The sequence below is a fragment of the Micromonospora sp. NPDC049060 genome, from assembly GCF_040649055.1.
Lineage (GTDB): Bacteria > Actinomycetota > Actinomycetes > Mycobacteriales > Micromonosporaceae > Micromonospora > Micromonospora reichwaldensis.
The window spans coordinates 13614-38003 of sequence record NZ_JBEZEV010000002.1 but is presented as its reverse complement, the minus strand read 5'-3'; the positions used below and the strand labels follow the sequence as shown (position 1 = coordinate 38003).

Sequence of the window (24390 nt, the reverse complement as noted above, 5' to 3'; positions counted from 1 at the left end):
TCCTCAGCGGATCAGCGCTGCTGGTGCCGGTCGCCGACGCGGCCGAGCCGCCCCGCACTCGCCGCATCCGTCCGCAGGTTGGCGTCCACCGACCGGACCACATCGGCGCCGAGGCCCTCCAGGTGCCGACCCACGCCCTCCCACGCGCGCAGGACCAGCTCCTCGAAGCTGCGGTACTTCTGCTCGAACGCGGCCCCGATGTCGTCCTTGCCCCACGGCGAGCGGTCGCTCGCCGCCGCGATGGCGCCGCCCAGCTGGCGACGGCGTGCCGTGACGGCCTCGCCGGACAGCGCGAGGTCGACGCCCCCGCGTCGGGCGCGCTGCGGGTCGAGCCAGAGCTGACCGTCCATCACTCGCCCCGGCGCAGTACGGCGTCGGCCCGGCCCAGTAAGGAACCGAAGTCACCCGTACGCAGGAAGTCCGTCGCCCCGGAGCCGGCGGGCAGGTAGCCGGCCACGAGTTCCTGGGTGGCGGCGACCGCCGCAGCGCCGGCCTGGTGGACGGTGGCCGTGATCTTCCGGCTCAACGCCTTCGCGTCCCGGTCCTGAAAGACGGCGGGGTGCAGCTCGACCGAGATCAGCTCGCCACGGGCACCGGCGGTGGCGGTCACCTGACCGTCCTCGGAGCGCTCGGTCACCCGCAGCTCGGCGAGCCGGCCCTGCAGCTCGTCCAGACCGGACCTCAGTCGCTGGTAGTCCCCGTACACCTCGTCGAACCGCGCCCGCAGCGCGCGATTGGCGTCCCGGTCCACACTCTCGGCCAACGCCACCCTCCCCCCGGTTACCGTCGGTAGGGCGAACCATACCGGGCGCCACGAATCCGTGGGGTCCGGTACTTTCAAGCCGTGATCGATCGCCAGCAGGCCGAGCAACTCGCCGCCGTGTGGGCCCGCCGCGAGTCACAACGACTGGGACACGACTGCCACCCCCATGTCGACGAGTTCGAACTCGGCTACGTCATCACGTCCACCGTGCCCATCGAGGCGAGGACGATGCCCGGCGACCTGCCCACCACCGTCATCGACAAGGTCACCGGCGAGACGACCACCTGGCCGCGCGTGCCGACCGACGCGGTCGCGCAGATGTACCGCCGCAGCCGCCCGCAGGGCCCCGGCGTGCCCCGCACCGTCGATCCCGCCAGCCAACTGCTCCGCGAGATCCGCCGCCTACCGACCCCCAACACGGCGGCCCACCTCACGGTCGGGGGACGACTCTTCCGCGCCCAGGGCGCCAAGGGCGACGTCACCCTCAACCACCACCCACTCGTGCGCTCCTACCTGGACGAGCAACCCGCCGGCCACCTCGTACGCGGCGGCGACCGGCACGCCGAGCTGATCGTCGTCTCCGACGTCCTGCATCACTACGACCACCACCGCGCCACCGAGGGCATCGCGCCGCTCGGCATGGCCGACGCGGAGATGCTGCTGGGCGGTGCCCGCCTCGAGGTCTTCCGGGTACGTGAGGCGGGCGACGCTTATGGCGGCAGGGCGGAGAGAGCCTGCGATTCGTGCGTCAACTTCCTGGTCCACTTCAACGCGCTGTCCTGGGCAGACCTGGCCTTCACCTCCGAGTGGCACCCGCAGTCGCAGCACCCGCACCATCCGGGCCGCTTCCCGGCTGCCGTAGCCGACGCGCTCATGGAGGGAGGCTGGGAGGACAGCGAGTTCAACCCCGCCCTGGCCGCCGGGGCGATCCGGGAGACGTGCGAGGTCGCCGGCCAGCGACACCGCCACGAGCCCTTCCCTGCGGCCGAGCGGGCGCTGACCGCCTTCCCCGCGATCGTGAGCAGCCGCCGGGGCCCCGGCGAGCAGGTCTGGATCAGTCGGTTCACGACCAACCCGCTCCGGAGCGCACACTCGGCCGACACGCTCGCCGACGTCGCCGCCGTGCTCCGTACGCGGCTCTTTCCCGTCGGGTCCGAGCACGGTGACAGCATCCTCGCCGTCGACGAGCGGGGGCGGGTCTTCGCGTTGGATCAGGCCGGCGAGTGGTTCCTCGGCGAGGACATCGACGCCGCGCTGACCACCCTGCTGCTCGGCCGGGCGCCGGCCCGCGTACGCGACGACGGCACCTGGTGAGCGGGCGGCGCTACAGCGACAGGCCGGTCAGCACCATGACCCGGGGCTCCGTGTAGTCCTCCATGGCGCTGCGCACACCCTCCCGCCCGACGCCGCTGCCCTTCACCCCGCCGTACGGCATCTGGTCGGCCCGGTACGACGGCACGTCGCCGACGATCACCCCGCCCACCTCCAAGGCGCGGTGCGCCGCGAAGGCCGTGTCGAGGCGGTGGGTGAAGACCCCCGCCTGCAACCCGTACGCCGAGTCGTTGACGGCGGCGAACGCGGCCTGGTCGTGCGCGACGCGGGCGACCACCAGCACGGGCCCGAAGACCTCCTCGGCGCAGACCCTGGCGTCCGCCGGCACGCCGGAGAGCACGGTCGGCGGGTACGTCGCGCCGTCGCGCCGGCCGCCCAGCTCGATGGTGGCGCCGGCGGTGACGGCCTCGTCCACCCACGCCTCGACCCGGCGGGCGGCGTCGGCGGAGATCAGCGGCCCGACGTCGGTGAGGGGGTCGGACGGGTCGCCGACCCGCAGTTCCTGCACCGCCGCGACGAGGCGGGGCAGGAACGCGTCGTAGAGCCATTCGTGCGCGTAGACCCGCTGCACGGCGATGCACGACTGGCCGGCCTGGTAGTTGGAGAACGTCGCGATGCGGTGCGCGGCGAAGGTCAGGTCCTCGGCGGTGTTCCAGTCCTCGCAGATCACGGCGGCGGCGTTGCCGCCCAGCTCCAGGGTGACGTGCTTCTCGGGCACCGAGCGGCGGATCGCCGCGCCTACCGGCCCGGAGCCGGTGAACGAGACCACCGGCAGCCGGGGGTCGGCGACCAGCTCGGCGGCGCGCTCGTTCGGTAGTGGCAGGACCGAGAACGCCCCCTCCGGCAGGTCGGTCTCGGCGAGCAGCTCGCCCAGCAGCAGCGCCGACAGCGGGGTTGCGGGGGCGGGCTTGACGATGATCGGGGCGCCGACCGCGATGGCCGGGGCGACCTTGTGCGCGACGAGGTTCAGCGGGAAGTTGAACGGCGCGATGCCGAGCACCGGCCCCTTCGGCGCCCGCCGGACCAGGGCGATCCGCCCGGTGGCGGCGGGGTCGGTGTCGAGGCGTTGCAGCTCGCCCGAGAAGCGCCGGGCCTCCTCGGCGGCCCAGCGGAAGGTCGAGACGGCCCGCCCGACCTCGGCGCGGGCCCACTTCAGCGGCTTGCCGTTCTCGGCGGTGATGAGCCGCGCGAACTCCTCGGCCCGCTCGGCGAGCCGCCGGGACACGTGGTCCAGGGCCGCCGCGCGGGCGTGCGCGGGCAGTGCCGCGACCTCCGCGGCCACCCCGGCGGCTGCCGCGACGGCCGCTTCGACCTGGCCGGCGGTGGCGAGGGTGGTACGACCGACGGCGCGCCCGTCGTACGGGTGGTGGACAGTCAGCTCGCCCTCGCCGTGGGCGGGGCGGGAGGCGACATGAAAGGCGACCGGGTCCACACGCAGCAACGTAGCCCCTCCACCGGGAGCTGATCCGCACGAGCGGGCGACGGCCGGAACTTCGCGACGCGTCGATGCATTACCGCAGTTCGACCTCTAAACACAAGGTGCTCTCACGTCTCCACTTTTCGCCGTGGAGGCCCTACGCTCTTGCTCACTTTGATCAATTGCGATCGATGGCGGGACCCGCCGTCGTGTAACGAGAGGAACACCCGAGGGATGACACTCCCCTACCCCGCCGCGCGCCGCTGGCGCGTCGGCGTGTTGACCGCCGCCGTCGCCACCGCCGTGGCGTTCGGCGCCCCCGCGACGGCTGCCCCCGCCGAGGGACAGATCCTCATGGCGGGCGGCGCCACCGCCGTCGACGACTCGTACATCGTGGTCTTCAAGGACACCTCGGTGGGCCGGACCGACGTCACCAAGAAGGCGCGTGACCTCGCCGGCCGGCACCGGGGCGCGGTCAACCGGACGTACCAGAACGCGCTGCGCGGGTTCGAGGCCCGGATGTCCGAGGCGGAGGCCAAGCGGCTCGCCGCCGACCCCTCGGTGCGCTACGTCCAGCAGAACCACACCATGCGGATCAGCGGTACGCAGAGCCCCACCCCGTCCTGGGGCCTGGACCGGCTCGACCAGCGCGCACTGCCGCTGAACAACTCGTACACCTACCCGAACACCGGCTCGGGCGTGAAGGCGTACATCATCGACACCGGCATCCGGTTCGGCCACAGCGACTTCGGCGGTCGTGCCGTCACCGGCTTCGACTCCATCGATGGCGGCAGCGCGGACGACTGCAACGGGCACGGCACGCACGTGGCCGGCACGGTCGGCGGCACCGCCTACGGGGTGGCCAAGGGCGTCACGCTGGTCGGTGTCCGGGTGCTCGACTGCGAGGGCAGCGGCACCGACGCCGGCGTCATCCAGGGCGTCGACTGGGTGACCGGCGACCACGCCGCCGGCCAGCTCGCGGTGGCGAACATGAGCCTCGGCGGCGGCTTCAGCCAGGCCCTCAACGACGCGGTGGCCCGCTCCATCGCCGACGGCGTCACCTACGGCCTGGCGGCCGGCAACGACTACGGCGCGAACGCCTGCAACAGCTCGCCGGCCAGCCTCCTCGCCGGCATCACCGTCGGCTCGACCACCAACACCGACGCCCGCTCGTCGTTCTCCAACATCGGCACCTGCCTGGACATCTTCGCGCCCGGCAGCTCGATCACCTCGGCCTGGCACACCAGCAACACGGCCACGAACAGCATCAGCGGCACCTCGATGGCGACCCCGCACGTGGTCGGCGCCGCCGCGCTCGTGCTCGCCGCCAACCCGACGTTCACCCCGCAGCAGGTACGCGACAAGCTCGTCGCCGACGCCACCAGCAACGCGGTGACCAGCCCCGGCACCGGCTCGCCCAACAAGCTGCTGTACGTCGGCGACGGCGGCACCACGCCCCCGCCGCCCCCGCCGCCCACCGGCTGCACCCAGACCAACGGCACCGACGTGACGATCAGCGACAACGCCACGGTGGAGAGCACCATCACCATCGCGGGCTGCACCGGCACCGCAGGCTCCGCCAGCACCGTCGCCGTGCAGATCGTGCACACCTACATCGGTGACCTCGCCGTCAGCCTCGTCGCCCCCGACGGCAGCGCCTACACCCTGCACAACCGCACCGGCGGATCCGCCGACAACATCAACCAGACCTACACGGTCAACCTCTCCTCCGAGGTCGCCAACGGCACCTGGAAGCTGCGGGTCCAGGACGCCGCCAGCGGCGACACCGGCTACGTGAACAGCTGGACGCTCAACCTGGGCGGCTCCGGCACGACGAACTGCACCGGCACCAACGCCAACAACGTCACCGTCAACGACAACGCGACGGTCACCAGCAGCATCGCGATCGCCGGCTGCACCGGTACCGCCTCGTCGACCAGCAAGGTCGCCGTGCAGATCGTGCACACCTACGTCGGTGACCTCGTCGTCAGCCTGGTCGCCCCCGACGGCAGCGCCTACACCCTGCACAACCGCACCGGCGGCTCCGCCGACAACATCAACCAGACCTACACGGTCAACCTCTCCACGGAGACCCGTAACGGCACCTGGAACCTGCGCGTCCAGGACGCCGCCTCCGGCGACACCGGCTACATCGACGGCTGGACCCTGACCCTCTAGGGACCGTCAGCTCCAGGCACGGCCGCACCGAAGGGCCCCTCGCCACCGTTCACGGGCGGCGAGGGGCTCTCCGCGTTCGTAGGGTGCCGGGGAGCACCAGGAGCAGCGCGAGCAGGAACATGGCGGTGCCGATGACGTTGACCTGCGGCGGGATGCCCCGCTGGGCGGCGCCCCAGACGTACATGGGGAACGTGACGGTGGTGCCGGCGTTGAAGTTCGTGACGATGAAGTCGTCGAAGGAGAGCGAGAACGCGAGCAGCGCGGCGGCCACGATGCCGGGCAGCGCCAGCGGCAGGGTGACCCGCCGGAAGGTCTGCCACTCGCTCGCGTAGAGGTCCATCGCGGCCTCCTCCAGCCGGGGGTCCATTCCGGCCAGCCGCGCCCTGACGGTGACCACCACGAACGACAGGCAGAACATGACGTGCGCGACGACGACGGTCCAGAAGCCCTGCGGCACCCCGGCGGAGACGAAGAGGGCCAGCAGCGAGGTGCCCATCACCAGTTCGGGGGTGGCCATCGGCAGGAAGATCAGCACGTCGATCGCGGAACGGCCACGGAAGCGGTGCCGCGCCAGCGCGAACGCCATCAGGGTGCCGAGCACCGTGGCGACCACGGTCGCGATGAAGCCGATCTGGACGCTGCGCACCACCGCGTCGCACATGTCGGAGGTGGCGCACGGGTTGCGCCAGTTGTCGAGGGTGAACTCGTCGAAGTCGTACGACAGGCGGCTGGAGGGGCGGTTGAAGGAGAGCGCGGCGACCACGGCGATCGGCAGGAGCAGGTAGCCGAGCACCAGCAGCGCCACGCCCGCCACCCAACGATCGGCCAGCCAGCGGGAGATCCGCGCACTCACAGTGCCAACCTCTCGTTCGCGACTGCGGGGCTCCGCTGCGCTGCACTCCTCGCACTCACAGGACCGTCTCCGGACCCGTCCGGCGCAGGTAGCCGAAGACCACCGCGAGGATCGCCGCCATCAGGAGGAACGACAGCGCCGCGCCCTGCGGGTAGTCCAGCCGGACCAGGAACGCCGAGTCGATGACGTTGCCGATCATGTACTCGTTGGGGGTGCCGAGCAGTTCGGCGTTGATGTAGTCGCCGCTGGCCGGGATGAAGAACAGCAGCGTGCCGGCGACCAGGCCGGGCATGGACAGCGGCAGGGTGACCCGGTGGAAGGTCCGCAGCGGGCCGGCGTAGAGGTCGCCGGCCGCCTCCAGCAGCCGGGGGTCCAGCCGCTCCAGGCTCGCGTAGAGGGGCAGCACCAGGAAGGGCAGGAAGTTGTACGTCAGGCCGAGCACCACCGCGACGGGGGTGGCCAGCAGCCGGCCGTCGGGGGCGAGCAGGTGCACGTCGCGCAGCAGCCCGACGAGCCAGCCGTTGTCCGACAGGATGGTCTTCCACGCCAGCGTGCGCACCAGGAAGCTGGTGAACATCGGCGCGACCACGCAGACCAGCAGCAGGTTCCTCCACCGACCGGCCTTGCGCGCGATGGCGTACGCGAGGGGGTAGCCGGCCAGCAGCGCCAGCACCAGCGCGGCGCCCGCGTAGCCGAAGGACCGCCCGAACTGCGGCCAGTACGCGGCGAGCGCGTCCGGGTAGTTGCCGAAGGCCCACGTCATGGCGTACCCGGTGGCGAGCGAGCCGGCGGGGTCGTAGAGGCTGGCGGCGGCGAGTTGGAGCAGCGGCACCGCGAAGAAGACGAGCAGCCACGCCGCCGCGGGCAGCAGCAGCAGGTAGGGCAGGAGCGGGTGCCGCCCGGGCGGGCGGGGTGGCCCGGGAGCCGCCGGCTGGGCGGCACCGGCGGGCAGGCGCGCGGGAGCGCTCACGAGGGTGCGCCGACCGGCTCGTCCCGCGCCGGAGCGCTCCGGTCCTGCCCACCGGCTTCCCGGGGCAGCAGGAAGGCGTGCCGTGGCTCCCAGTACGCCGCCGCCTCCGCGCCCACCGGCAGCGGACGGGCCGTGCCGCTGTTGGCCACGAACGCGGTCAGCTCGCCGCCCCAGCCGGTGCGCAGCAGGTACTGGGTGCTCACCCCCACGTAGGAGGCGTCGGTGACGATCCCGGTGACGTGCTGGCATCCGGCGGGGACCTGGTCGACGGAGTCGACCAGGTGCAGCTTTTCCGGGCGTACGCCCAGGTGGACCGGCCCCCGGTCGACCCGCGCACGGCCGGCGGGCACCGAGAAGCGACGGCCGTGCGCCGACACCGCCACCTCGTCCCCGGCCGCGCCGGCCGCCTCGCCGGCGAGCAGGTTGGACTGGCCGAGGAAGTTCGCCACGAACGCCGTGGCCGGGTACTCGTAGAGGTCGGCGGGGGCGCCGAGCTGCTCGATCCGCCCGGCGTTCAGCACCGCGACGGTGTCGGCCATCGTCATGGCCTCCTCCTGGTCGTGGGTGACGTGCACGAACGTGATGCCGACCTCGGTCTGGATCCGCTTGAGTTCGAGCTGCATCCGCCGGCGCAGCTTCAGGTCGAGGGCGCCGAGCGGCTCGTCCAGCAGCAGCACCTGCGGGCGGTTGACGAGGGCGCGGGCCAGCGCGACCCGCTGCTGCTGCCCGCCGGAGAGCTCGGCGGGCCGGCGGTGGCCGTGGTCGTCGAGCTGCACCAGCGCGAGCATGCCCATGACCTCGTCGTCGACGGAGCGGATGCCCCGCCGGCGCAGGCCGAACGCCACGTTCTCGAAGACGTCCAGGTGCGGGAAGAGCGCGTAGCTCTGGAAGACGGTGTTCACCGGCCGCTTGTACGGGCGCAGCCGGGTGACGTCCCGTTCGCCCAGCAGCACCTGCCCGCCGGTTGGCTCCTCCAGGCCGGCGATCATCCGCAGCGTGGTGGTCTTGCCGCAGCCGGACGGGCCGAGCAGTGCGAAGAACGAGCCCTGCGGGACGGTCAGGCTGAGGTCGTCCACCGCGGTGACGCCGCCGAACCGCTTGGTGAGGTGCGCCAGCCGCAGGTCGCCGGCCGGGGTCCCGCGTCCCGCAGTCGTCGCACCCATCCCGCTCACGCCCCGATGACCCGCTGGAACTTGCTCTCGTACTCGCGTTCCTGCTTCTCGTCCAGCGCCATGAAGACCGCCGTCCTGGCGAACATGGCGTCATCGGGGAAGATGAGCGGGTTGGCGGCCAGCTCTGGGTCGATCTTCTCCATCTCGGCCTGCGCGCCCTGGACGGGGCAGATGTAGTTGACGTACGCCGCGAGCCGGGCGGCCACCGCCGGTTGGTAGTAGTAGTCGATAAGTTGCTCGGCGTTGCCCTTGTGGGTGGCCCTGTTCGGCACCAGCATGTTGTCCGAAAAGAGCATCGCCCCGGACTCGGGCACCACAAATTTGATCTTGTCATCCTCCAAGCCGAGCTGGATGACGTCGCCGGACCAGCCGATGCAGGCGGCGATGTCGCCCTTGGCGAGTGCCGGTGCGTAGTCGTTGCCGGTGAACCGGCGGATCTGGCCCGAGTCCACGGCCTTCTTCAGCTTGGCGAGCGCTTCGTCGAACTGGGCGTCGCTGAAGTACGCCGGATCGTGGCCGTTCGACTGGAGCAGCAGGCCCATGGTGTCGTTCATCTCGGCCAGCGCGGTCACCCTGCCCCGGAGGTCGGGGCGGGTGAGCAGCTCGTCGACCGTACGGATCTCCTTGGCGACCCGGCCGTTGTAGGCGAGGCCGGCCAGGCCGGACTGCCACGGGACGGCGACGTGGTCCGCGGGGTCGAAGGGCCGGTTGCGCAGCGAGGGCAGCAGGTTGGCCTGGACGTTGGGCAGCTTCGACTTGTCCAGCTTCTGGACCCAGCCGAGCCGGACCATCCGCGCCGCGAGCCAGTCGCTGAGGACCATGATGTCCCGCCCGGTGGGCTGGCACCCCGCGAGCTGGTGCTGCACCTTGCCGAAGAACTCCCTGTTGTCGTTGATGTCCTCGGTGTAGGTGACCCGGATGCCGCTCTTCTTGACGAACGCGTCCAGGGTGGGCCGCTTGGCGGTGTCGGCGTCGTCCACGTCCATGTACTGCGGCCAGTTGGAGAACGTGAGCGTCTTCTCGGTGCCGGACAGGTCCTCGCTGACGCAGCCGGCCTCCGTCTGGGTGGCGGCCGTGGTGCCGCAGCCGGCCAGGGAGCCGCCCGCCGCCAGCAGTGCCGCCGAGCCGAGGGCGCCGGTCAGCAGCCCACGCCGGGTGAGGGGCCGGAGGGGAGTTCGCATGTGACGACTCCTCTGGGTCATCGTCGGCGGGCAGGTGGGAGTGGCGCGCCGACGGAACGTCAGGTGCGGTGAACGACAGATATTGGCATGGGCCGACGGCGACGACGGACGGCGGGTGTCAGCGTGCGCGAAGGGCGATGACGCGACCACATCCCGCTCGACCGCGGCAGCGGTGCGGACCGTCGCGGCAGCGGTGCGGACCGTCGCGGTGGCGGCCCTGTCCCGCCGGTGCGGCGTCCGTCCGCCGCACGCTGCGCCGGCAGGCGTACGCCTGGGGCACCGCCCCGATCAGCCGGCGCGCCCGCGCCGGCCGGCCGACCCGACGAACGCCCGCCAGGCGTCCGGCGCGAAGGCGAGCACGCCCCCGGCGCGGTCCTTGCTGTCCCGCACGAGCACCCGACCGGGCAGGTTGTCGGCCACCTCGACGCAGTCGCCACCGTTGTTGCTGCTGCGGGTCGCGGTGCGCCAGCGGGCGTCGGTCATGTCCATGTCGTCGCCACTTCCCCGATCAGCTCGATCGACTGCCGTCGCGGCAGCGCCTCGCCCGCGACGCTCTCCCATCTCGCGCCCAGGCTAGCAACGTCGGCACTCTCGGTCACCACCTGACCGCGAAGCTGGTTGTCCACATAGGCCGTCTCGGCACCGTCGGGGAGGCGGATCAGCACGAACGGCCCGGCGAGACCGGTGTGCCACGGCGTCCCGGCGGGGATACCCCTCGGTCTGGAGCAGGCCCGGCACCAGCGATGGCTGGTAGGACCTGATCGAGACGGCGTCCTGCTCCAGCTCGGCCCACGGACGGAACCATGGCAGGTCGCGGCGGCGGAACGGCTCGGGCCACAGCTCGGCGGCGTCGCGCCCGAGGACCTCGGCGACGGCGATCCGGGTCCTGGGGTGCGGGATCCGCCCCGAGGCGAGCCACCGCCCCGCCGTCTTCGGGTCGACGCCCACCTTCTCCGCCAGCGACTCGGCGGTCTCGCCCTTCTCGGCCATCGCCACCCGAAGTACCTCGTTCACCGTCCGACCTCCCGCGCCCGCGATCACACTGGGGCGCACGGTAGCCACGCTGCGTGCCCTTGTCGTGGCGCTGCCGGCGTGTCGCGGCGGGATCTGTTTCGCGCATCCGAGGTGGCCGACGACCGCCCGGAAAAGGCCCTGGACATGCCCCGCCGCAGCGTCGGGCCAGGCACCAGACCGAGCGGGATCGCACCTCGGATGGGCCGCGTGCCGGCCGCGCCCGACCACCTCGCCTGCGCTGTCGAACTGATGTCGCGAACGACTCAGCCCTCAGCGGAGCGCCGCGATGTCGTAGACGATTCAGCTCGACAGTGCCCGGCGTGCCCCTCGGGCCCCGGGCAAACCGCTAGGTCCACGGAGTTCCCTCCCCGGCGCCCACGGCTTCCGCCGCGATCTCCGGCTGCGGCCGGACGCATCGAGGCGGAGGAGGTGGGTGCCGAGCGGCGGGTCAGTGGTTCGGGGGGATGACGCGGAGGTGGCCCCGGCGGCCCGTCTGGGGGGTCGAGTTGACCGTCTGGTCGTCCTCGGGCGGGCGCGGAGCCACCGGGCGGGCGGCCTCGCGGACGGCCTCGGCGAGGGCGACCAGATCGTCGGTGGTGGGCGGCGGGGGCTCGAACTCACCCTCGTGCCGGACCACGTCCCAGCCGCGCGGCGCCGTCAGGCTCCGGGCGTGCGGTTCACAGAGGTCGTACGTGTGCGGCTCGGCGAACGCCGCCAGGGGGCCGACCACCGCTGTCGACTCGTTGTAGACATAGGTCAGCGTGGCGACCGCTTGCCGGGGGCAGCCGTTACGGGAGCAGCGCCGTGGTGACCTCACGGCGGCAGGGTATCTCCATTACCGGGTCCGGCGCACTGCTTCGCGTTGCGACACGCCCGTCACGGTGATCACAATTCGGCCGGTTGCGCCCCGGCCGGCCGCCGGGCGGGCGGGCGCCACCCGGTGGATGTCGACCGCGCCGCGCCGCGCCAGCGGCGCTGCCGCAGGCCAGGTCGGTGCGGGCGCTAACCTTTCCTCATGACGAGCCCGGAACACCGCCGCCCCGGCCCCGGCCGGCGCGCCCACCGCGACCGGCACGGGCGCGGCCTGCGCGGGCGGCTGGTGCCGGCGACGGTGCCGTTGGCGCGTACGAAGGCGGAGATCTTCGACGACCTGGTGCTGGACACGGTCGAGACCCTCGAACGGCGGTTCGCCAAGGAACTGGCCGGGGTCGAGTTCGCTGTGGAGGACGTTCCGCCGGACCTCAACGTCTACGACTCCGATGTGCTGGAGGACGGCGAGGTGCCGCTCGCCCGGCTGCTGCCGGGTCGCCCCGGCCGGCAGGAGGTGCCCCCGCGGATCGTGCTCTACCGCCGGCCGCTGGAGTTCCGTGCAATGGATCGCGAGGACCTCGCGGATCTCGTGCACGACGTGATCATCGAACAGGTGGCCAATCTGCTCGGGGTGGACCCCGACGAGTTGGCCTGAGCCGGGCGGCCCCCACCGCCCCGGCCCGGCAACGCTCAGGCGACCCGCCGCTTGAGCTTGCGCCGCTCCCGCTCGGAGAGCCCGCCCCAGATCCCGAACCGCTCGTCGTGGCCGAGAGCGTATTCGAGGCACTCCGTCTTCACCTCGCAGCGCGAGCAGATCCGCTTCGCCTCGCGGGTCGAGCCGCCCTTCTCGGGAAAGAACGCCTCCGGATCGGTCTGGGAGCAAAGCGCCCGCTCCTGCCACTCCGGCGCGTTTCCGAGCAGGTCGGCCACCTCAAGCTGGCCGTCCATCAGATGCCTCCTTGTCGCGCACCGGCGTCATCGCCGCTGCAACCCCCCACGCGGAAGGCGTGCTTGTCCGTACGGTCCCGATTTGTTGCGTTCCGTGCGAACAACCCCATTCAAATTACACGCGTGTAATGCGTGCGCCGTCAAGCCGAACTTGATAATGGAGTCGTCCTCCCGACAACACTCCGGACGGCCACCCGGCCACCCGGCCTCGCAACCTGCCCTATCGATTCAGACCCCGGCCGAGTAACGCCCTCTCCGGCGAGTTGCCCGAGTTTTCTCCCGTGGCGCCTCCCCGCCGACCCGACTGGGAAGGCCGATGAGGACCCTCGGAAGTGACCAACCACGATTCGTTGATCTTGGTGGGGCACAGGTTAACCCGAGTTGGCCCGGACCGCCCGTCGAGCCGGGAACGTCGACGGCGCTGAGCCCACGATGTGGACGCGGCGCGGCGGGGCGACCGCGTACCGCGGATCGCGGCGGGCCGCCGACACGCTGCTGTGCCGGACGGATCCGGCCGTCCCTCCACTTGCGACAGAAATCCCACCCACCGATGGCCGTTCGTCCCACCAGGCGGTACAGGCGAGGCGGACGAGTCAGGCCGGCGGCGTGCCGCACGACGTCCGCTATGGACGAGGGCTGCCGTACGCCGTCGTGCGCCTGCGGGCCGGCCGTCCGGCGGCCGTCGCGATGGCGATCAACTGCTCCTCGGTACGGGCCGAGCCGTTGCCGGAGCCGGCCATCCGGGAGATCGTCTCCTCCATCAGCGTGCCGCCCAGGTCGTTGCAGCCGCCCCGCAGCATCGCCGCCGTGCCCTCGTCGCCGAGCTTCACCCACGAGCACTGGATGTTGTCGATCCGGCCGTGCAGCAGCAGCCGGGCCATCGCGTGCACGACCCGGTTCTCCCGCCACGTCGGCCCCGGGCGGGCGATGCCGGCCAGGTAGATCGGCGCGTTCGTGTGCACGAACGGCAGCGCCACGAACTCGGTGAACCCGCCCGTACGGTCCTGCAGCCCGGCCAGCACCCGGAAGTGCGCGAGCCACTGTCCGGGGTGGTCCACGTGGCCGTACATCATGGTGGAGCTGGACCGGATGCCGAGCTCGTGGGCCGTGCCGACCACGTCGACCCAGGCGGCGGCCGGCAGTTTGCCCTTGGTGAGCACCCAGCGCACGTCGTCGTCGAGGATCTCGGCGGCGGTGCCCGGGATGGTGTCCAGCCCGGCCTCACGCAGCCCGGTCAGCCACTCCCGCACCGACACGCCGGCCTTTGCGGCGGCGGTGACGATCTCCATCGGCGAGAATGCGTGCACGTGCATCCCCGGCACCCGCGCCTTGATCGCCCGGACCAGGTCGGCGTAGACGGTCACCGGCAGCTTCGGGTCGATCCCGCCCTGGAGGCAGACCTCGCTGGCGCCGGCCGCCCACGCCTCCTCGGCCCGGTCGGCGACCTGGTCGACGGAGAGGCGGTACGCGTCGGCGTCGCGCTCCCGCTGGGCGAAGGCGCAGAAGCGGCAGCCGACGTAGCAGACGTTGCTGAAGTTGATGTTGCGGTTGACCACGTACGTCACGTCGTCGCCGACCGCCGCCCGGCGGACGTCGTCGGCGAGCCGGCACAGCTCGTCGAGCGCCGGCCCGTCGGCGGCGAACAGCGCCAGCGCGGCGTCGGCGTGCCGGGGCTCCAGCAGCGCCGCCGGGTCGTCGGCCGCCAGCCGCAGCCCCGCCCGCAGGTCGCCGTCGGTCCCGCCCCCGACCCCGGCGGTGACCTTGCCGGCCACCTCCGACCAGTCGCCGTAGACGTGGTCGAAGTCGCCGCGCCGGTCGCCGGTGCGCCCGGTGGTGTCGATGGTGGCGTGCAGGTCGGTCCGGCCGCCGTACGTCTCGTCGGGCTCCTGCCAGGGCCGGCCCACCGGTCGGGCCTCCTCCACGGCCAGCCCCGTCGCCGGGTCGGCCAGCGCGCCGACGTGCGGCAGCAGGCGCGGATCCAGCCACGGGTCGCCGGCCCGCACGTACTCGGGGTAGATCGTCAGCCGCTCGCGCAGGGTGAAGCCGGACTTCTCCGTGTGCCGGGCCAGCTCGTCGATCTGCGGCCAGGGACGCTCCGGGTTCACGTGGTCCGGCGTCAGCGGCGAGACCCCGCCCCAGTCGTCGATGCCGGCGCGCAGCAGCAGGTCGTACTCGCCCGCGATGAGGTTCGGCGGGGCCTGGATCCGGGCCTTCGGCCCGAGCAGCACCCGGGCCACCGCCACCGTGGCGGCCAGGTCGTGCAGCTCCGCGTCGGGCATCCCGCGCATCGCCGTGTCCGGCTTCGCGCGGAAGTTCTGCACGATCACCTCCTGGAGGTGGCCGTACTCGCGGTGCGCCCGGCGGATCGCGAAGATCGCGTCGACCCGCTCGGCGGGCGTCTCGCCGATGCCGATCAGGATGCCGGTGGTGAACGGCACGCCGACCCGGCCCGCGTCGTCGAGCACCCGCAGCCGTACCGCCGGCTCCTTGTCCGGGGAGCCGAAGTGCGGGCCGCCCGGCTCCGACCACAGCCGCGTCGCCGTGGTCTCCAGCATCATCCCCATGCTGGGCGCGACGGGCTTGAGCCGCTGCAACTCCGACCAGGAGAGCACGCCCGGGTTCAGGTGCGGCAGCAGCCCGGTCTCCTCCAGCACCGCCACCGCGCAGGCGCGCAGGTAGTCGAGGGTCGAGTCGTAGCCGCGCTCGTCCAGCCACTGCCGGGCCGCCGGCCAGCGCTCCTCCGGCCGGTCGCCGAGCGTGAACAGGGCCTCCTTGCAGCCCTGCGCCGCGCCCGCCCGCGCGATGGCGAGGACCTCGTCCCGGTCGAGGAAGGCCGCCGGCAGCCGGTGCGGCACGGTCGCGAAGGTGCAGTAGTGGCACCGGTCCCGGCACAGCCGGGTGAGAGGAATGAAGACCTTCTTCGAGTACGTGACCACGCCCGGCCGCCCGGCCTCGCGCAGCCCGGCGTCGCGCACGGCGCCCGCCACGTCGAGCAGTTCGTCCAGCGCCCCGCCCCGGGCGGCCAGCAGCGCGGCGGCCTCGTCGACGTCGAGCGCCCGCCCACTCGCGGCCCGGTGCAGTGCCCGCCGCACGCTCGCATCGGTCGGGCCGGGCACGGTGCGATCAACCATCCGCCCAGCCTAGGCGCTCATCCGCCCCGTCCCACCTCACCCACCCGGCCCACACGGTGACCCAGCGCACTCCTACCCACGCCCAGTTGGGGTGGGAGGGGGCAGTCGGGGTGGGACGGCGAGCGCCCCGCACGGGGAGCCGTGCGGGGCGTCGGGGCTCTCGGGTGGGGCGGGGTCGCGGTCAGCGCGGGGCGTCGGGGCTCTCGCCGGGGTTGATGTGCTGGGTCCGGTCGGTCTCGTCGGCGGCGGGACGCGGAATCGCCTGGGTGGGCTCCGCCGGCTCGACGGGCTGGCGCGGGATCGCCTGCGTGGGGTCGGCCGAGGGCGGCTGGCCGAACGGCGGGGCGCTCTGCGGCTGGCCGAACGGGGGCGCGGACTGCGGGGCCGGGGGCGCCGACTGCGGGGCCGGGGCGAACGGCGAGCCCGGCTGCGGGCCGCCGGCGTACGGCGCGGGCTGCTGACCGTACGGGGCGCCGTAGGGGCCCGGCGCCTGCCAGCCGCCCTGCTGCCCGGGAACCTGCTGACCGGGAACCTGCTGACCGGGAACCTGCTGACCCGGGGCCTGCTGGCCCGGGGCGGGGTAGCCGCCCTGCTGCTGGGGCCAGCCGGGCTGCGGCTGGCCGTACACGCCGGGCTGCGGCTTCGGCTTCGGCACGTAGTAGAGGGTGCGCCAGACCTTGAACACGACGTACGCGGCGACGGCGAACAGCGCCAGCCAGGCCACGCGGCTCAGCAGGCCCAGGAAGGCGTCGAGGATCTCGCCCTCGGCCAGCCGGTCGACCGTCCAGAAGAGGAAGGTCAGCCCGCCGAACAGCGCGCTGACGGCGTACTCGCCCAGGGCGACCTGGGTGATCAGCTTCGCCTTCGGCACCGGGGGCTTCACGTGCGTGGCGAGCAGCACGGCCAGCAGCGGCAGGAACACCGACTCCACGCCGACGAAGGCGAAGAAGGCGCTGCCCGCCCGCCCGCCGATCGTGCTGTACTCGGTGGGCGTCACCAGCCGGATCAGGCCGACGAAGAGGAACACGGCGTTCGCGCCGAGGAGCACGAACGCGGCGAGTTCACGCAGCGGCTTGGTCAGTTGGCTGGCCTGCGTCGCGTCGGTGGACGCGGGCTCGGCGGGGCTGGTCACGGGATCCCCCTCGGGGCGAATGCGGACAGTTGCCGACGTGAGCCTAGTCTCCCGGCCCACGCGCGGACCGGAGGCGGCCCGTACGCGAGGATGGGCGCATGCGCATCGTGGTTCTGACGGGCGGCATCGGAGGTGCTCGCTTCCTGGTCGGCGTGCGGGCGTACGCCCGCGAGGTCGGTGCCGAGGTGACCGCCGTGGTCAACGTCGGCGACGATCTGCTCCTGCACGGGCTCAAGGTCTGCCCCGACCTGGACAGCGTGATGTACACGCTGGGTGGCGGCGCGGATCCGGAGCGGGGCTGGGGGCGCGTCGGCGAGAGCTGGACGGTCAAGCAGGAACTGGCCGCGTACGGCGCCGAGCCGAGCTGGTTCGGGCTCGGCGACAAGGACATCGCCACCCACCTGGTGCGGACCACGATGGTCAACGCCGGCTACCCGCTGCACGCCGTCACCGAGGCGCTCGCCGCCCGCTGGCAGCCCGGCGTACGCATGCTGCCGGCGACCGACGACCGGCTGGAGACGCACGTGGTGGTGGATCTCGACGGCGGCCAGCGGGCGATCCACTTCCAGGAGTGGTGGGTACGCCACCGCGGCGACGTCCCCACCCACCGGTTCGTCTTCGTCGGCGCGGAGGCCGCCCGGCCGGCGCCCGGCGTGCTGGAGGCCGTCGCCGGGGCCGACGTGGTGCTGATCGCGCCGAGCAACCCGGTCGTGAGCGTCGCCCCGATCCTGGCCGTGCCCGGGCTGCGCGAGGCGGTCTCCGACGGCCCCGTGCCGGTGGTCGGCGTGTCGCCGATCATCGGCGGCGCGCCGGTGCGCGGCATGGCCGACCGCTGCCTGGCGGTGCTCGGGGTGGAGTGCAGCGCGGCCGGCGTGGGCCGGCTCTACGGCGGCCGGTCGGCCGGCGGGCTGCTCGACGGCTGGCTGGTCGCCGAGGAGGACGCCGGCACGGTGGTGCCGGAGGTGACGGTCCGCGCGGCACCGCTGCGGATGACCGACGAGGCGGCGACGGCGGCCATGGTCCGCGCCGCGCTGGAGCTGACGTGAGGCTTGAGATCCTGCCGGTGCCGGGCATCGGCCACGTGTCCGAGGGCGACGACCTGGCGGCCCTGATCGCCACCGCCGCGCCCTGGTTGCGCGACGGCGACGTGCTGGTGGTGACCAGCAAGATCGTCTCGAAGGCGGAGGGGCGCCTCGTCGACGTCCCGGCGGACGGGCCCGAGCGGCTCGCCGCGCGGGACGAGGTGCTGGCCGCCGAGACGGCGCGGGTGGTGGCCACCCGGGGCGCGACCCGGATCGTGCAGACCCACCACGGCTTCGTGATGGCGTCGGCCGGCATCGACGCCTCGAACGTCGACAAGACCCGGCTGGTGCTGCTCCCCGAGGACCCGGACGCCTCCGCCCGGGCGCTGCGCGCCGCCCTGCACGAGCGCCACGGCGTGGACGTCGCGGTGATCGTCAGCGACACGATGGGCCGGCCCTGGCGCAACGGGCTCACCGACGTGGCGCTCGGCGTCGCCGGGATGGACGCGATCCGCGACCACCGGGGCGAGGTCGACCCGTACGGCAACGAGCTCCAGCTCACCCAGATGGCGGTGGTGGACGAGCTGGCCGGCGCGGGCGAGCTGATCAAGGGCAAGTGTGACCAGATGCCCGTCGCGGTGGTGCGCGGCTACCTCACCGCGCCCCGGCCCGACGACGGCGTCGGCGCGTCGGCGCTGGTCCGGGACGCGTCGATGGACCTCTTCTCGCTGGGCACCGCCGAGGCGAGGGCCGCCGGGCTGGCCGCCGCCGCCACCCTGCCGGACGGCCCCAACCCGAGCCCGCCCGACCCGGAGGCCGTACGCCGGGCGATCGGCACGGTCGCGGGCGTGGTCGCGCCCGGGACGGTCTTCAGCCTGGTCTCCGACGAGGAGGCCCGCGCCGGGCTGACCTCCCGGGTGCCCGGCTGGCCGGCGGAGGCGACGACGCTGGTGCTCGGTTCCCCGGCCACCCCGGCCGGCCCGGTCGACCTGGTCCGCTTCGGCGCCGACCTGCAACGCCTCCGCGCCGCCCTGGCGGCCGAGGGTGTCGCCTCCCTGCTGCTCCCCCCGCCCCCGGGCACCACCGCCAGCGCCGCGCTCGCCCTCTGAGGGCACCCCGGCGGACAGGAAGCCGTCCCTCGACCGGGACCCGGCTGACGGCACCGGGCGCGCTCAGGAGTTGAGCATCGCCCGCCCCAACGGGGTCAGGGTGTGCAGGACGGTGTTGCGGTCGCGCTGGCTGACCAGCAGGCCGGCGTTGCGCAGCACGGTGGTGTGCTGGCTCGCGGCGGCGGCCGAGATGTTGAGCCGGCGGGCCACCTCGCCGGTGGTGCAGCCGTCGTCGCTGGCCGCCAGCACTGCGGCCCGGGTCCGGCCGAGCAGCGCCGCCAACGCCTCCCGCCCCGGATCCGACGCACCGGGGCCGCCGCCCTCGCCGGAGGCCGTCAGCAGGCCGCCGAGCCGGTCCACCGGATAGACGAGGACCGGGCGCAGCGCCGGATCGAGGAGGGCGACCGGCGTGGCCGCGCAGAAGAACGACGGCACCAGCAGCAGGCCGCGCCCGCCCAGGTGCAGCTCCCGGCTGTGCGGGTAGTCGCGGATCTCCAGCACGCCGTCCTCCCAGCGCATGGCGGGCCGCATGCTGGCCAGCAGCCCCTCCACCCCGCCGTCGAGCAGGGCGCGGGCCCGCCGGGCCCGGTCGGCCTCCACCGCGGCCTGGATCCGGGTCCAGTACGGGTCGATCGCCAGGCCCCGGTAGCGCTCCATGGCGCCGGTCAGACCGCGCAGGATGTCCGGCTCCCCCCGGGCCAGCGCCCCGGCGCCGACGGGCAGGGCACTGTTGGCGGCGAGCAGCGCCAGGTCGCGTTGCAGCAGGGCCGTGGGGGTGCTGCGGACCGCCTCCATGCCGGCGTCGAACCCCGACACGCTCTCGTACGGGGTGAGGAAGTCGGGGAAGTAGCCGCGGGGCGGGTTGAGCGTCAGCAGGAGGCGCAGCCCCGCCGAGTCACTGACCTCGCGCAGCCCCTGCGTGACGCTACGCCGCCAGCCCGCCAGCAGCGGATCCCGGCCACGGCCGGGCAGCAGGTGCAGGCTGAGAACCAGCTCCCACACCGGATCCGCCGCCGGAGCCACCCGGGTCCGGAGGATGTCCTCGGCGGAAAAGTAGATCTTCAGCATGGACGGCTCCCGCGTCGCCCGGCAGAGGGGATGCCTGGCAACCGTTTGCACTGTACCTGGCCGGCACTTATCTCCGTCTTTAAGCGTGGACTGAAAGACCTCGACGCCTCCGGGGGCCGTTCGGCATGCTCTCACTGCCCGTACACGGGGGCGGGCACGTCACCCGACGCGCCTGGAAACGGGCACCCGGGGGACGGGGAGAGACCGGCGACCGGGCGGCACCACGAGGGTCTGCGGCCGTGTTCCGCGGAGGTGTCGTCCGGCCGCCGGTCCACCACAGCTCAGGCGACCCAGAGCGCCACCCGATGGTCCTCGTCGGTGACGTAGAAGCTCTGCCCGTCCCACTCGGCCACCCCCTCCACGTGGTGGAACGGCGCCAGGTCCGCCACCAGCTCGCCGGGGACCAGATGCTTGTCGCCGGGTGCGGGAAACCGCACGTGCCGGGAGGTGACCTCGCCGCCGGCCGGATGGTCGTCGAGCAGCACCGAACCCTTGCCCAGCGCGTCGATCGACCCGACGATCGCCGCGTAGCCGCCGTCGTCCGTGGGCGTGATCGCCCGGAAGCCGGCCAGCGCGCCGGGCGGCGTCACCCCCGTCAGGACGTACGCCCCTGCCGCCCGTGGCCAGCTGGGCGCCGGGTCGAACATCTCCGGCACACCGGTCAGCTCGACCAGGATCGGCTCGCCGTCGGCGGTGACCGGGAACCGCAGTCCGAGCAGGACCCCGCCGGCCGGCGTGAAGGCCGCCGCCTCCACGTTCAGCGGCAGGTCGTCGGGGACGAGCCGGCTGACCCAGCCCTTCGACCGGGCGGTGCCCCGGGCGACGGTCTCCCCGATGAACCGGGCCCGCACCCGCTCGCCCGGCGGCAACGGGGTGAACGCCGCCGCGAGCAGGGCGTCGTTGACCGCCCGGTGCAGCCGGAACCGGTTGCGGACCACCTGCACCGGCAGGGGGCCCGCCGCCGCGTCGTCCTCGCGGAACCGGGCCACGAAGGCGCGTCGCGGGCGCAGCGGCCCCGCCTTCGAACCGAAGTGGGACCCGAAGACGTACACCCAGCCGTCGTGGTGGGCGAGCGCCTCGCCGTCCTCCGTGCGGCCGTTCTCGGCCCCGGCGTCGGCGGCCACGTGGTGGGCGACCCAGCGGCCGTCGTCCAGCTCCAGCAGCAGGGCCAGGCAGTGCTCCACCGGCCCCTCGTCGAGCACGGTCCAGAAGCCCCGCCGGGCACCGTGCGCCCGCAGCAGCGGCACGGAGCGAACCGGCAGCAGGTCGCTGGCCTCGTTGCCGGCCACGACGAACTCCAACAGTCGCAGGGTCACCGCGCCAGGGTACGAAGCGTCGGCTCGTACAGTGTCGACATGGCCGACTTCCCCACCGCCGCCTCCCGACCGTCGGACGCGGAGCCGCACGCGGCCGCGCCCGCCGAGCCGGACGAGGCGCGGCACGCCGAGGTGTACGCGGCCCTGCACGCCGACGCCGTCGCGACGCTGAGCCGGTGGGAGCCGACCGGCCCGGCCGCCGCCGAAGCCCGCGACCGTACGGTCGCGCTGCTGGCCGCCGGGCCGGTGGCGATGAGCCGGGCGCACCGGCCCGGGCACGTCACGGCGAGCGCGCTGGTGCTCGACGCCACCGGGTCGCGGGTGCTGCTCTGCCTGCACGGCAAGTTCCGGCGGTGGGTGCAGCTCGGCGGCCACTGCGAGCCGGCCGACCGGACCCTCGCCGCCGCCGCCCTGCGCGAGGCCGGCGAGGAGTCCGGCATCGCCGGCCTGCGGATCGACCCCGTCCCGATCGACGTCGACATCCACCCCGTGAGCTGCCAGGGCGGCTCGCTGCATTACGACGTGCGCTTCGCCGTGCTCGCCCCGGCCGGGGCCGTGGAGCGGGTCAGCGAGGAGTCCGAGGCGCTGGGCTGGTTCCCGCCGGACCGGCTGCCGGAGCCGCTGGCCGGCGGGACGGCGCACCTGGTCGCCCCAGCCCTGGCGACGCTCAGACGAGCCCCTCTTCGCCCCGTTCCTTGAGCTCGTCGACGACCTTCTTCACGTCCTGCGCCCGGTCGCGGGGGCAGACCAGCAGCGCGTCCGGGGTGTCGACGATGACCAGGTCGCGCACGCCGACGGCAGCCACCAGCCGCCCGGAGTGGGGCACCACCACCAGTCCGGCGCTGTCCCGCAGCAGCACCCCCGGCTTGGCGTCGGCACCGAGCACCACGTTGCCGTCCGCGTCGGCGGGCAGCACCTCGCCCAGGGTGTGGAAGTCGCCGACGTCGTTCCAGCCGAAGTCGCCCGGCACGGTCGCCACCCGGCCGGCGGTCGCCGCGCCCTCCATCACCGCGTAGTCGACGGAGATCTTCGGCAGCGTCGGCCAGACCGTGCCGAGCACGTCGTCCTGCTCCTCGGTGCCCCACGCCTCGGCGATCGCAACGATCCCGGCGTGCAGGGCGGGCTGCTGGCGGGCCAGCTCGGCGAGGAACACGTCGACCCGCCAGACGAACATGCTGGCGTTCCAGAGGTGCCGCCCGGAGCGGAGGTACGCCTCGGCCACCTCGGCGCTCGGCTTCTCCTTGAACTCGGCCACCGGCCGCAGCGGGCCACCGTCGACCGGGTCGCCGGTCTGGAGGTAGCCGTAGCCGGTCTCGGCCCGGGTCGGGGTGATGCCGACCGTCATCAGCAGGCCCTGCTCGGCGCCGCGTACCGCCTCCCGGACGACCTCCCGCCAGCGCTCCGGGTCACCGATCAGGTGGTCCGCGGCGAAGGAACCCATCACCGCCTCCGGGTCGCGCCGCGCGATGACCGCGGCGGCCAGGGCGATCGCCGCGCACGAGTCCCGGGGCGAGGGCTCGACCAGGATGTTCTCTTCCGGCAGCCCGGCGAGCTGGCGCGCCACCGCCGTCACGTGCGCGGTCCCGGTGACCACCAGGGTGCGTTCGGCGGTGGTCAGCGGACCCAGCCGGTCCACCGTCGCCTGGAGCAGCGAGGCGGCGGAGCCGGTCAGCGGGTGGAGGAACTTGGGATGGCCGGCGCGGGACAGTGGCCACAATCTCGTGCCACTGCCACCCGCCGGGATCACGGCGTAGATCACCCGCACATCATGCCCGATTCGCCTGACCGGGGACGCATTCTCGCGCCGCCCGCCAGGGCGGTCAGGCCCGGGCCCGGCTCCAGGCGGCGATGTGCACCTCGGCGCTGGACTCCCAGGTGAACTCCTTGGCCCGGTCGAACCCGGCCTTGGCCAGGGACAACCGCCGCTGCTCGTCGTCGAGCAGCGCGGCCAGGTCCGTGGCGATCTGGTCGGGCGCCTCGCTGGTGTACGCGACCGCGTCGCCGCCCACCTCCGGCAGCGACAGCCGGGGCGTGGTGAGCACCGGGGCGGCGCACGCCATCGCCTCCAGGATCGGCAGGCCGAAACCCTCCCCGTAGGACGGGTAGGCGGCCACCAGCGCCCCGCCGAGGAAGCCGGGCAGGTCCGCGTAGCGGAGATAGCCGGGGCGGAGCAGCCGCAGGTGCGACGGGACCTCCGCCACCGCACGGTCGATGTCGTCGTCGTGCCCCTGGCCGCCGGCGATCACCAGGGCCGGCGGATCCGCCCGCTCGGCCACCGCGCGGGCCCAGCCGCGGATCAGGTTCGGCACGTTCTTGCGCGGCTCCTTGGCCCCGAGGAAGGCCACGTAATTGGTGCCGCCGAGCCCCAGCCGGGCCCGGACCCGGGCCTTCTCCTCGTCGCTGGGCGCGTGGAAGGCCGCGTGGTCGACGCCGTGGTAGGCCACGTCGATCCGGGTGGGGTCCGCGTCGAGCAGCCGGATCAGCTCGTCCCGGGTGGCCTTGCTCGGCACGATCACCCGGTTGGCGCGGCGCAGCGACGTCTTGATCGCGCTGCGGAAGAAGGTGCGCCGCGACTTGTCGTAGTGCTCCGGCTCGGTGAAGAACGTCGCGTCGTGCACGGTCACCGTGACGGGGCAGCCGGCGCGCAGCGGACAGGTGTAGAAGGGCGAGTGCAGCACCTGCGCGCCCACCTGCTGGGCGAGCAGCGGCAGGCCGGTCTGCTCCCAGGCGAGCCGGGCGGGGCGGTGCGCGACGGCCGCCGGGGCCGGGACGATCTCCGCACCGGGCAGCATCCGAGTGTAGCGCTCCAGGTCGGTACGCAGGCAGACGACGGCCAACTCCACCCCCGATCCGCACACCTTGCCGAGGGCGCCGAGCAGGCCGTCGACGTATCGACCGACACCACCACGGTCGACGGGGACACTCGTGGCGTCGATGAGCACGCGGGGCGGGCGGCCGGCGGTCACGGGGCGAC

General features: G+C 73.4%; 22 protein-coding genes and 1 pseudogene. 6 read left to right on the top strand and 17 right to left on the bottom strand.

Annotated features, from left to right (window positions below; genetic code table 11):
* Positions 1–11 precede the first annotated feature (11 nt).
* A complete protein-coding gene (locus AB0B83_RS01220) occupies positions 12–350 on the bottom strand; it encodes a hypothetical protein (protein ID WP_357576438.1) in 339 nt (112 codons plus the stop codon).
* Positions 350–769, bottom strand: a complete 420-nt coding sequence (locus tag AB0B83_RS01215) for a YbaB/EbfC family nucleoid-associated protein (RefSeq protein WP_357576437.1) — start codon at positions 767–769, stop codon at positions 350–352. Before AB0B83_RS01215 ends, AB0B83_RS01220 begins: the two co-directional genes overlap by 1 nt.
* Before the next feature lie 75 nt (positions 770–844).
* Between AB0B83_RS01215 and AB0B83_RS01210 the strand changes: the two genes are divergently transcribed.
* A complete protein-coding gene (locus AB0B83_RS01210; protein ID WP_357576436.1) occupies positions 845–2077 on the top strand; it encodes an SUKH-3 domain-containing protein in 1233 nt (410 codons plus the stop codon).
* Positions 2078–2087: 10 nt separating this feature from the next.
* On the opposite strand, the gene AB0B83_RS01205 is transcribed toward AB0B83_RS01210, so the two are convergent.
* Positions 2088–3527 carry an aldehyde dehydrogenase family protein gene (locus AB0B83_RS01205; protein ID WP_357576435.1) on the bottom strand — a complete coding sequence of 480 codons (1440 nt, stop codon included), beginning with the start codon at positions 3525–3527 and terminating at the stop codon, positions 2088–2090.
* 219 nt (positions 3528–3746) lie between these two features.
* Here AB0B83_RS01205 and AB0B83_RS01200 point away from each other — a divergent pair, with 219 nt between their 5' ends.
* On the top strand, positions 3747–5690 hold the full coding sequence (locus tag AB0B83_RS01200) for a proprotein convertase P-domain-containing protein (protein WP_357576434.1): 1944 nt from the start codon (positions 3747–3749) through the stop codon (positions 5688–5690).
* A gap of 49 nt (positions 5691–5739) precedes the next feature.
* Here AB0B83_RS01200 and AB0B83_RS01195 read toward each other — a convergent pair whose 3' ends face one another.
* From AB0B83_RS01195 to AB0B83_RS01165, 7 genes and pseudogenes are all read right to left on the bottom strand, one after another.
* Entirely contained in the window at positions 5740–6543 is an 804-nt protein-coding gene (locus AB0B83_RS01195; RefSeq protein ID WP_357576433.1) for an ABC transporter permease, read from the bottom strand.
* Between the two features lie 55 nt (positions 6544–6598).
* Positions 6599–7513, bottom strand: a complete 915-nt coding sequence (locus tag AB0B83_RS01190; protein ID WP_357576432.1) for an ABC transporter permease — start codon at positions 7511–7513, stop codon at positions 6599–6601.
* Positions 7510–8676 carry an ABC transporter ATP-binding protein gene (locus AB0B83_RS01185; protein WP_357576431.1) on the bottom strand — a complete coding sequence of 389 codons (1167 nt, stop codon included), beginning with the start codon at positions 8674–8676 and terminating at the stop codon, positions 7510–7512. The genes AB0B83_RS01190 and AB0B83_RS01185 overlap by 4 nt, the downstream gene beginning before the upstream one ends.
* 5 nt (positions 8677–8681) lie before the next feature.
* Positions 8682–9866: a spermidine/putrescine ABC transporter substrate-binding protein gene (locus tag AB0B83_RS01180; RefSeq protein WP_357576430.1), complete on the bottom strand. Its 1185-nt coding sequence runs from the start codon at positions 9864–9866 to the stop codon at positions 8682–8684.
* Positions 9867–10154: 288 nt separating this feature from the next.
* On the bottom strand, positions 10155–10355 hold the full coding sequence (locus AB0B83_RS01175) for a DUF397 domain-containing protein (protein ID WP_357576429.1): 201 nt from the start codon (positions 10353–10355) through the stop codon (positions 10155–10157).
* Positions 10346–10880 (bottom strand): annotated as a pseudogene (locus tag AB0B83_RS01170) (Scr1 family TA system antitoxin-like transcriptional regulator). Before AB0B83_RS01170 ends, AB0B83_RS01175 begins: the two are co-directional and overlap by 10 nt.
* A 448-nt stretch (positions 10881–11328) precedes the next feature.
* Positions 11329–11697, bottom strand: a complete 369-nt coding sequence (locus AB0B83_RS01165; RefSeq protein WP_132233538.1) for a DUF3499 domain-containing protein — start codon at positions 11695–11697, stop codon at positions 11329–11331.
* 198 nt (positions 11698–11895) lie between these two features.
* On the opposite strand from AB0B83_RS01165, the gene AB0B83_RS01160 reads away from it, so the two are divergent.
* Complete coding sequence (locus AB0B83_RS01160) at positions 11896–12345, top strand: metallopeptidase family protein (protein WP_089001916.1); 450 nt, start codon at positions 11896–11898, stop codon at positions 12343–12345.
* 35 nt (positions 12346–12380) lie between these two features.
* On the opposite strand, the gene AB0B83_RS01155 is transcribed toward AB0B83_RS01160, so the two are convergent.
* From AB0B83_RS01155 to AB0B83_RS01145, 3 genes are all read right to left on the bottom strand, one after another.
* Positions 12381–12638 (bottom strand): WhiB family transcriptional regulator, encoded by a 258-nt coding sequence (locus AB0B83_RS01155; RefSeq protein WP_088980572.1) that lies wholly within the window; start codon positions 12636–12638, stop codon positions 12381–12383.
* Between the two features lie 623 nt (positions 12639–13261).
* Positions 13262–15769 carry a bifunctional FO biosynthesis protein CofGH gene (locus tag AB0B83_RS01150; RefSeq protein WP_357576428.1) on the bottom strand — a complete coding sequence of 836 codons (2508 nt, stop codon included), beginning with the start codon at positions 15767–15769 and terminating at the stop codon, positions 13262–13264.
* 181 nt (positions 15770–15950) lie between these two features.
* A complete protein-coding gene (locus tag AB0B83_RS01145) occupies positions 15951–16901 on the bottom strand; it encodes a hypothetical protein (RefSeq protein WP_357576427.1) in 951 nt (316 codons plus the stop codon).
* A 98-nt stretch (positions 16902–16999) separates the two neighbouring features.
* Between AB0B83_RS01145 and cofD the strand changes: the two genes are divergently transcribed.
* Together cofD and AB0B83_RS01135 are read left to right on the top strand one after the other, a co-directional pair.
* Positions 17000–17947, top strand: coding sequence for a 2-phospho-L-lactate transferase (cofD, locus tag AB0B83_RS01140; protein WP_357576426.1), 948 nt, complete (start codon positions 17000–17002; stop codon positions 17945–17947).
* Positions 17944–19032, top strand: coding sequence for a coenzyme F420-0:L-glutamate ligase (locus AB0B83_RS01135; protein WP_357576425.1), 1089 nt, complete (start codon positions 17944–17946; stop codon positions 19030–19032). Before cofD ends, AB0B83_RS01135 begins: the two co-directional genes overlap by 4 nt.
* A gap of 63 nt (positions 19033–19095) precedes the next feature.
* Here the strand turns inward: AB0B83_RS01135 and AB0B83_RS01130 are convergent, their stop codons facing one another.
* Together AB0B83_RS01130 and AB0B83_RS01125 are read right to left on the bottom strand one after the other, a co-directional pair.
* Complete coding sequence (locus AB0B83_RS01130; protein WP_357576424.1) at positions 19096–20100, bottom strand: winged helix-turn-helix domain-containing protein; 1005 nt, start codon at positions 20098–20100, stop codon at positions 19096–19098.
* 281 nt (positions 20101–20381) lie between these two features.
* Positions 20382–21416 (bottom strand): hypothetical protein, encoded by a 1035-nt coding sequence (locus tag AB0B83_RS01125; protein ID WP_357576423.1) that lies wholly within the window; start codon positions 21414–21416, stop codon positions 20382–20384.
* Between the two features lie 39 nt (positions 21417–21455).
* On the opposite strand from AB0B83_RS01125, the gene AB0B83_RS01120 reads away from it, so the two are divergent.
* Positions 21456–22115 (top strand): NUDIX hydrolase, encoded by a 660-nt coding sequence (locus AB0B83_RS01120; protein WP_357576422.1) that lies wholly within the window; start codon positions 21456–21458, stop codon positions 22113–22115.
* Here the strand turns inward: AB0B83_RS01120 and AB0B83_RS01115 are convergent.
* Together AB0B83_RS01115 and AB0B83_RS01110 are read right to left on the bottom strand one after the other, a co-directional pair.
* On the bottom strand, positions 22084–23175 hold the full coding sequence (locus AB0B83_RS01115) for a sugar phosphate nucleotidyltransferase (protein ID WP_151456825.1): 1092 nt from the start codon (positions 23173–23175) through the stop codon (positions 22084–22086). The genes AB0B83_RS01120 and AB0B83_RS01115 overlap by 32 nt on opposite strands.
* Before the next feature lie 61 nt (positions 23176–23236).
* A complete protein-coding gene (locus tag AB0B83_RS01110) occupies positions 23237–24382 on the bottom strand; it encodes a glycosyltransferase family 1 protein (RefSeq protein ID WP_311414325.1) in 1146 nt (381 codons plus the stop codon).
* Positions 24383–24390: the final 8 nt, after the last annotated feature.

Coding starts and splice junctions, on each gene's coding strand:
- AB0B83_RS01185 (WP_357576431.1), bottom strand. CDS start 8,676: ATGGGTGCGACGACTGCGGGACGCGGGACCCCGGCCGGCGACCTGCGG.
- AB0B83_RS01160 (WP_089001916.1), top strand. CDS start 11,896: ATGACGAGCCCGGAACACCGCCGCCCCGGCCCCGGCCGGCGCGCCCAC.
- cofD (WP_357576426.1), top strand. CDS start 17,000: ATGCGCATCGTGGTTCTGACGGGCGGCATCGGAGGTGCTCGCTTCCTG.
- AB0B83_RS01150 (WP_357576428.1), bottom strand. CDS start 15,769: ATGGTTGATCGCACCGTGCCCGGCCCGACCGATGCGAGCGTGCGGCGG.
- AB0B83_RS01130 (WP_357576424.1), bottom strand. CDS start 20,100: ATGCTGAAGATCTACTTTTCCGCCGAGGACATCCTCCGGACCCGGGTG.
- AB0B83_RS01175 (WP_357576429.1), bottom strand. CDS start 10,355: ATGGACATGACCGACGCCCGCTGGCGCACCGCGACCCGCAGCAGCAAC.
- AB0B83_RS01220 (WP_357576438.1), bottom strand. CDS start 350: ATGGACGGTCAGCTCTGGCTCGACCCGCAGCGCGCCCGACGCGGGGGC.
- AB0B83_RS01180 (WP_357576430.1), bottom strand. CDS start 9,866: ATGCGAACTCCCCTCCGGCCCCTCACCCGGCGTGGGCTGCTGACCGGC.
- AB0B83_RS01200 (WP_357576434.1), top strand. CDS start 3,747: ATGACACTCCCCTACCCCGCCGCGCGCCGCTGGCGCGTCGGCGTGTTG.
- AB0B83_RS01120 (WP_357576422.1), top strand. CDS start 21,456: ATGGCCGACTTCCCCACCGCCGCCTCCCGACCGTCGGACGCGGAGCCG.
- AB0B83_RS01155 (WP_088980572.1), bottom strand. CDS start 12,638: ATGGACGGCCAGCTTGAGGTGGCCGACCTGCTCGGAAACGCGCCGGAG.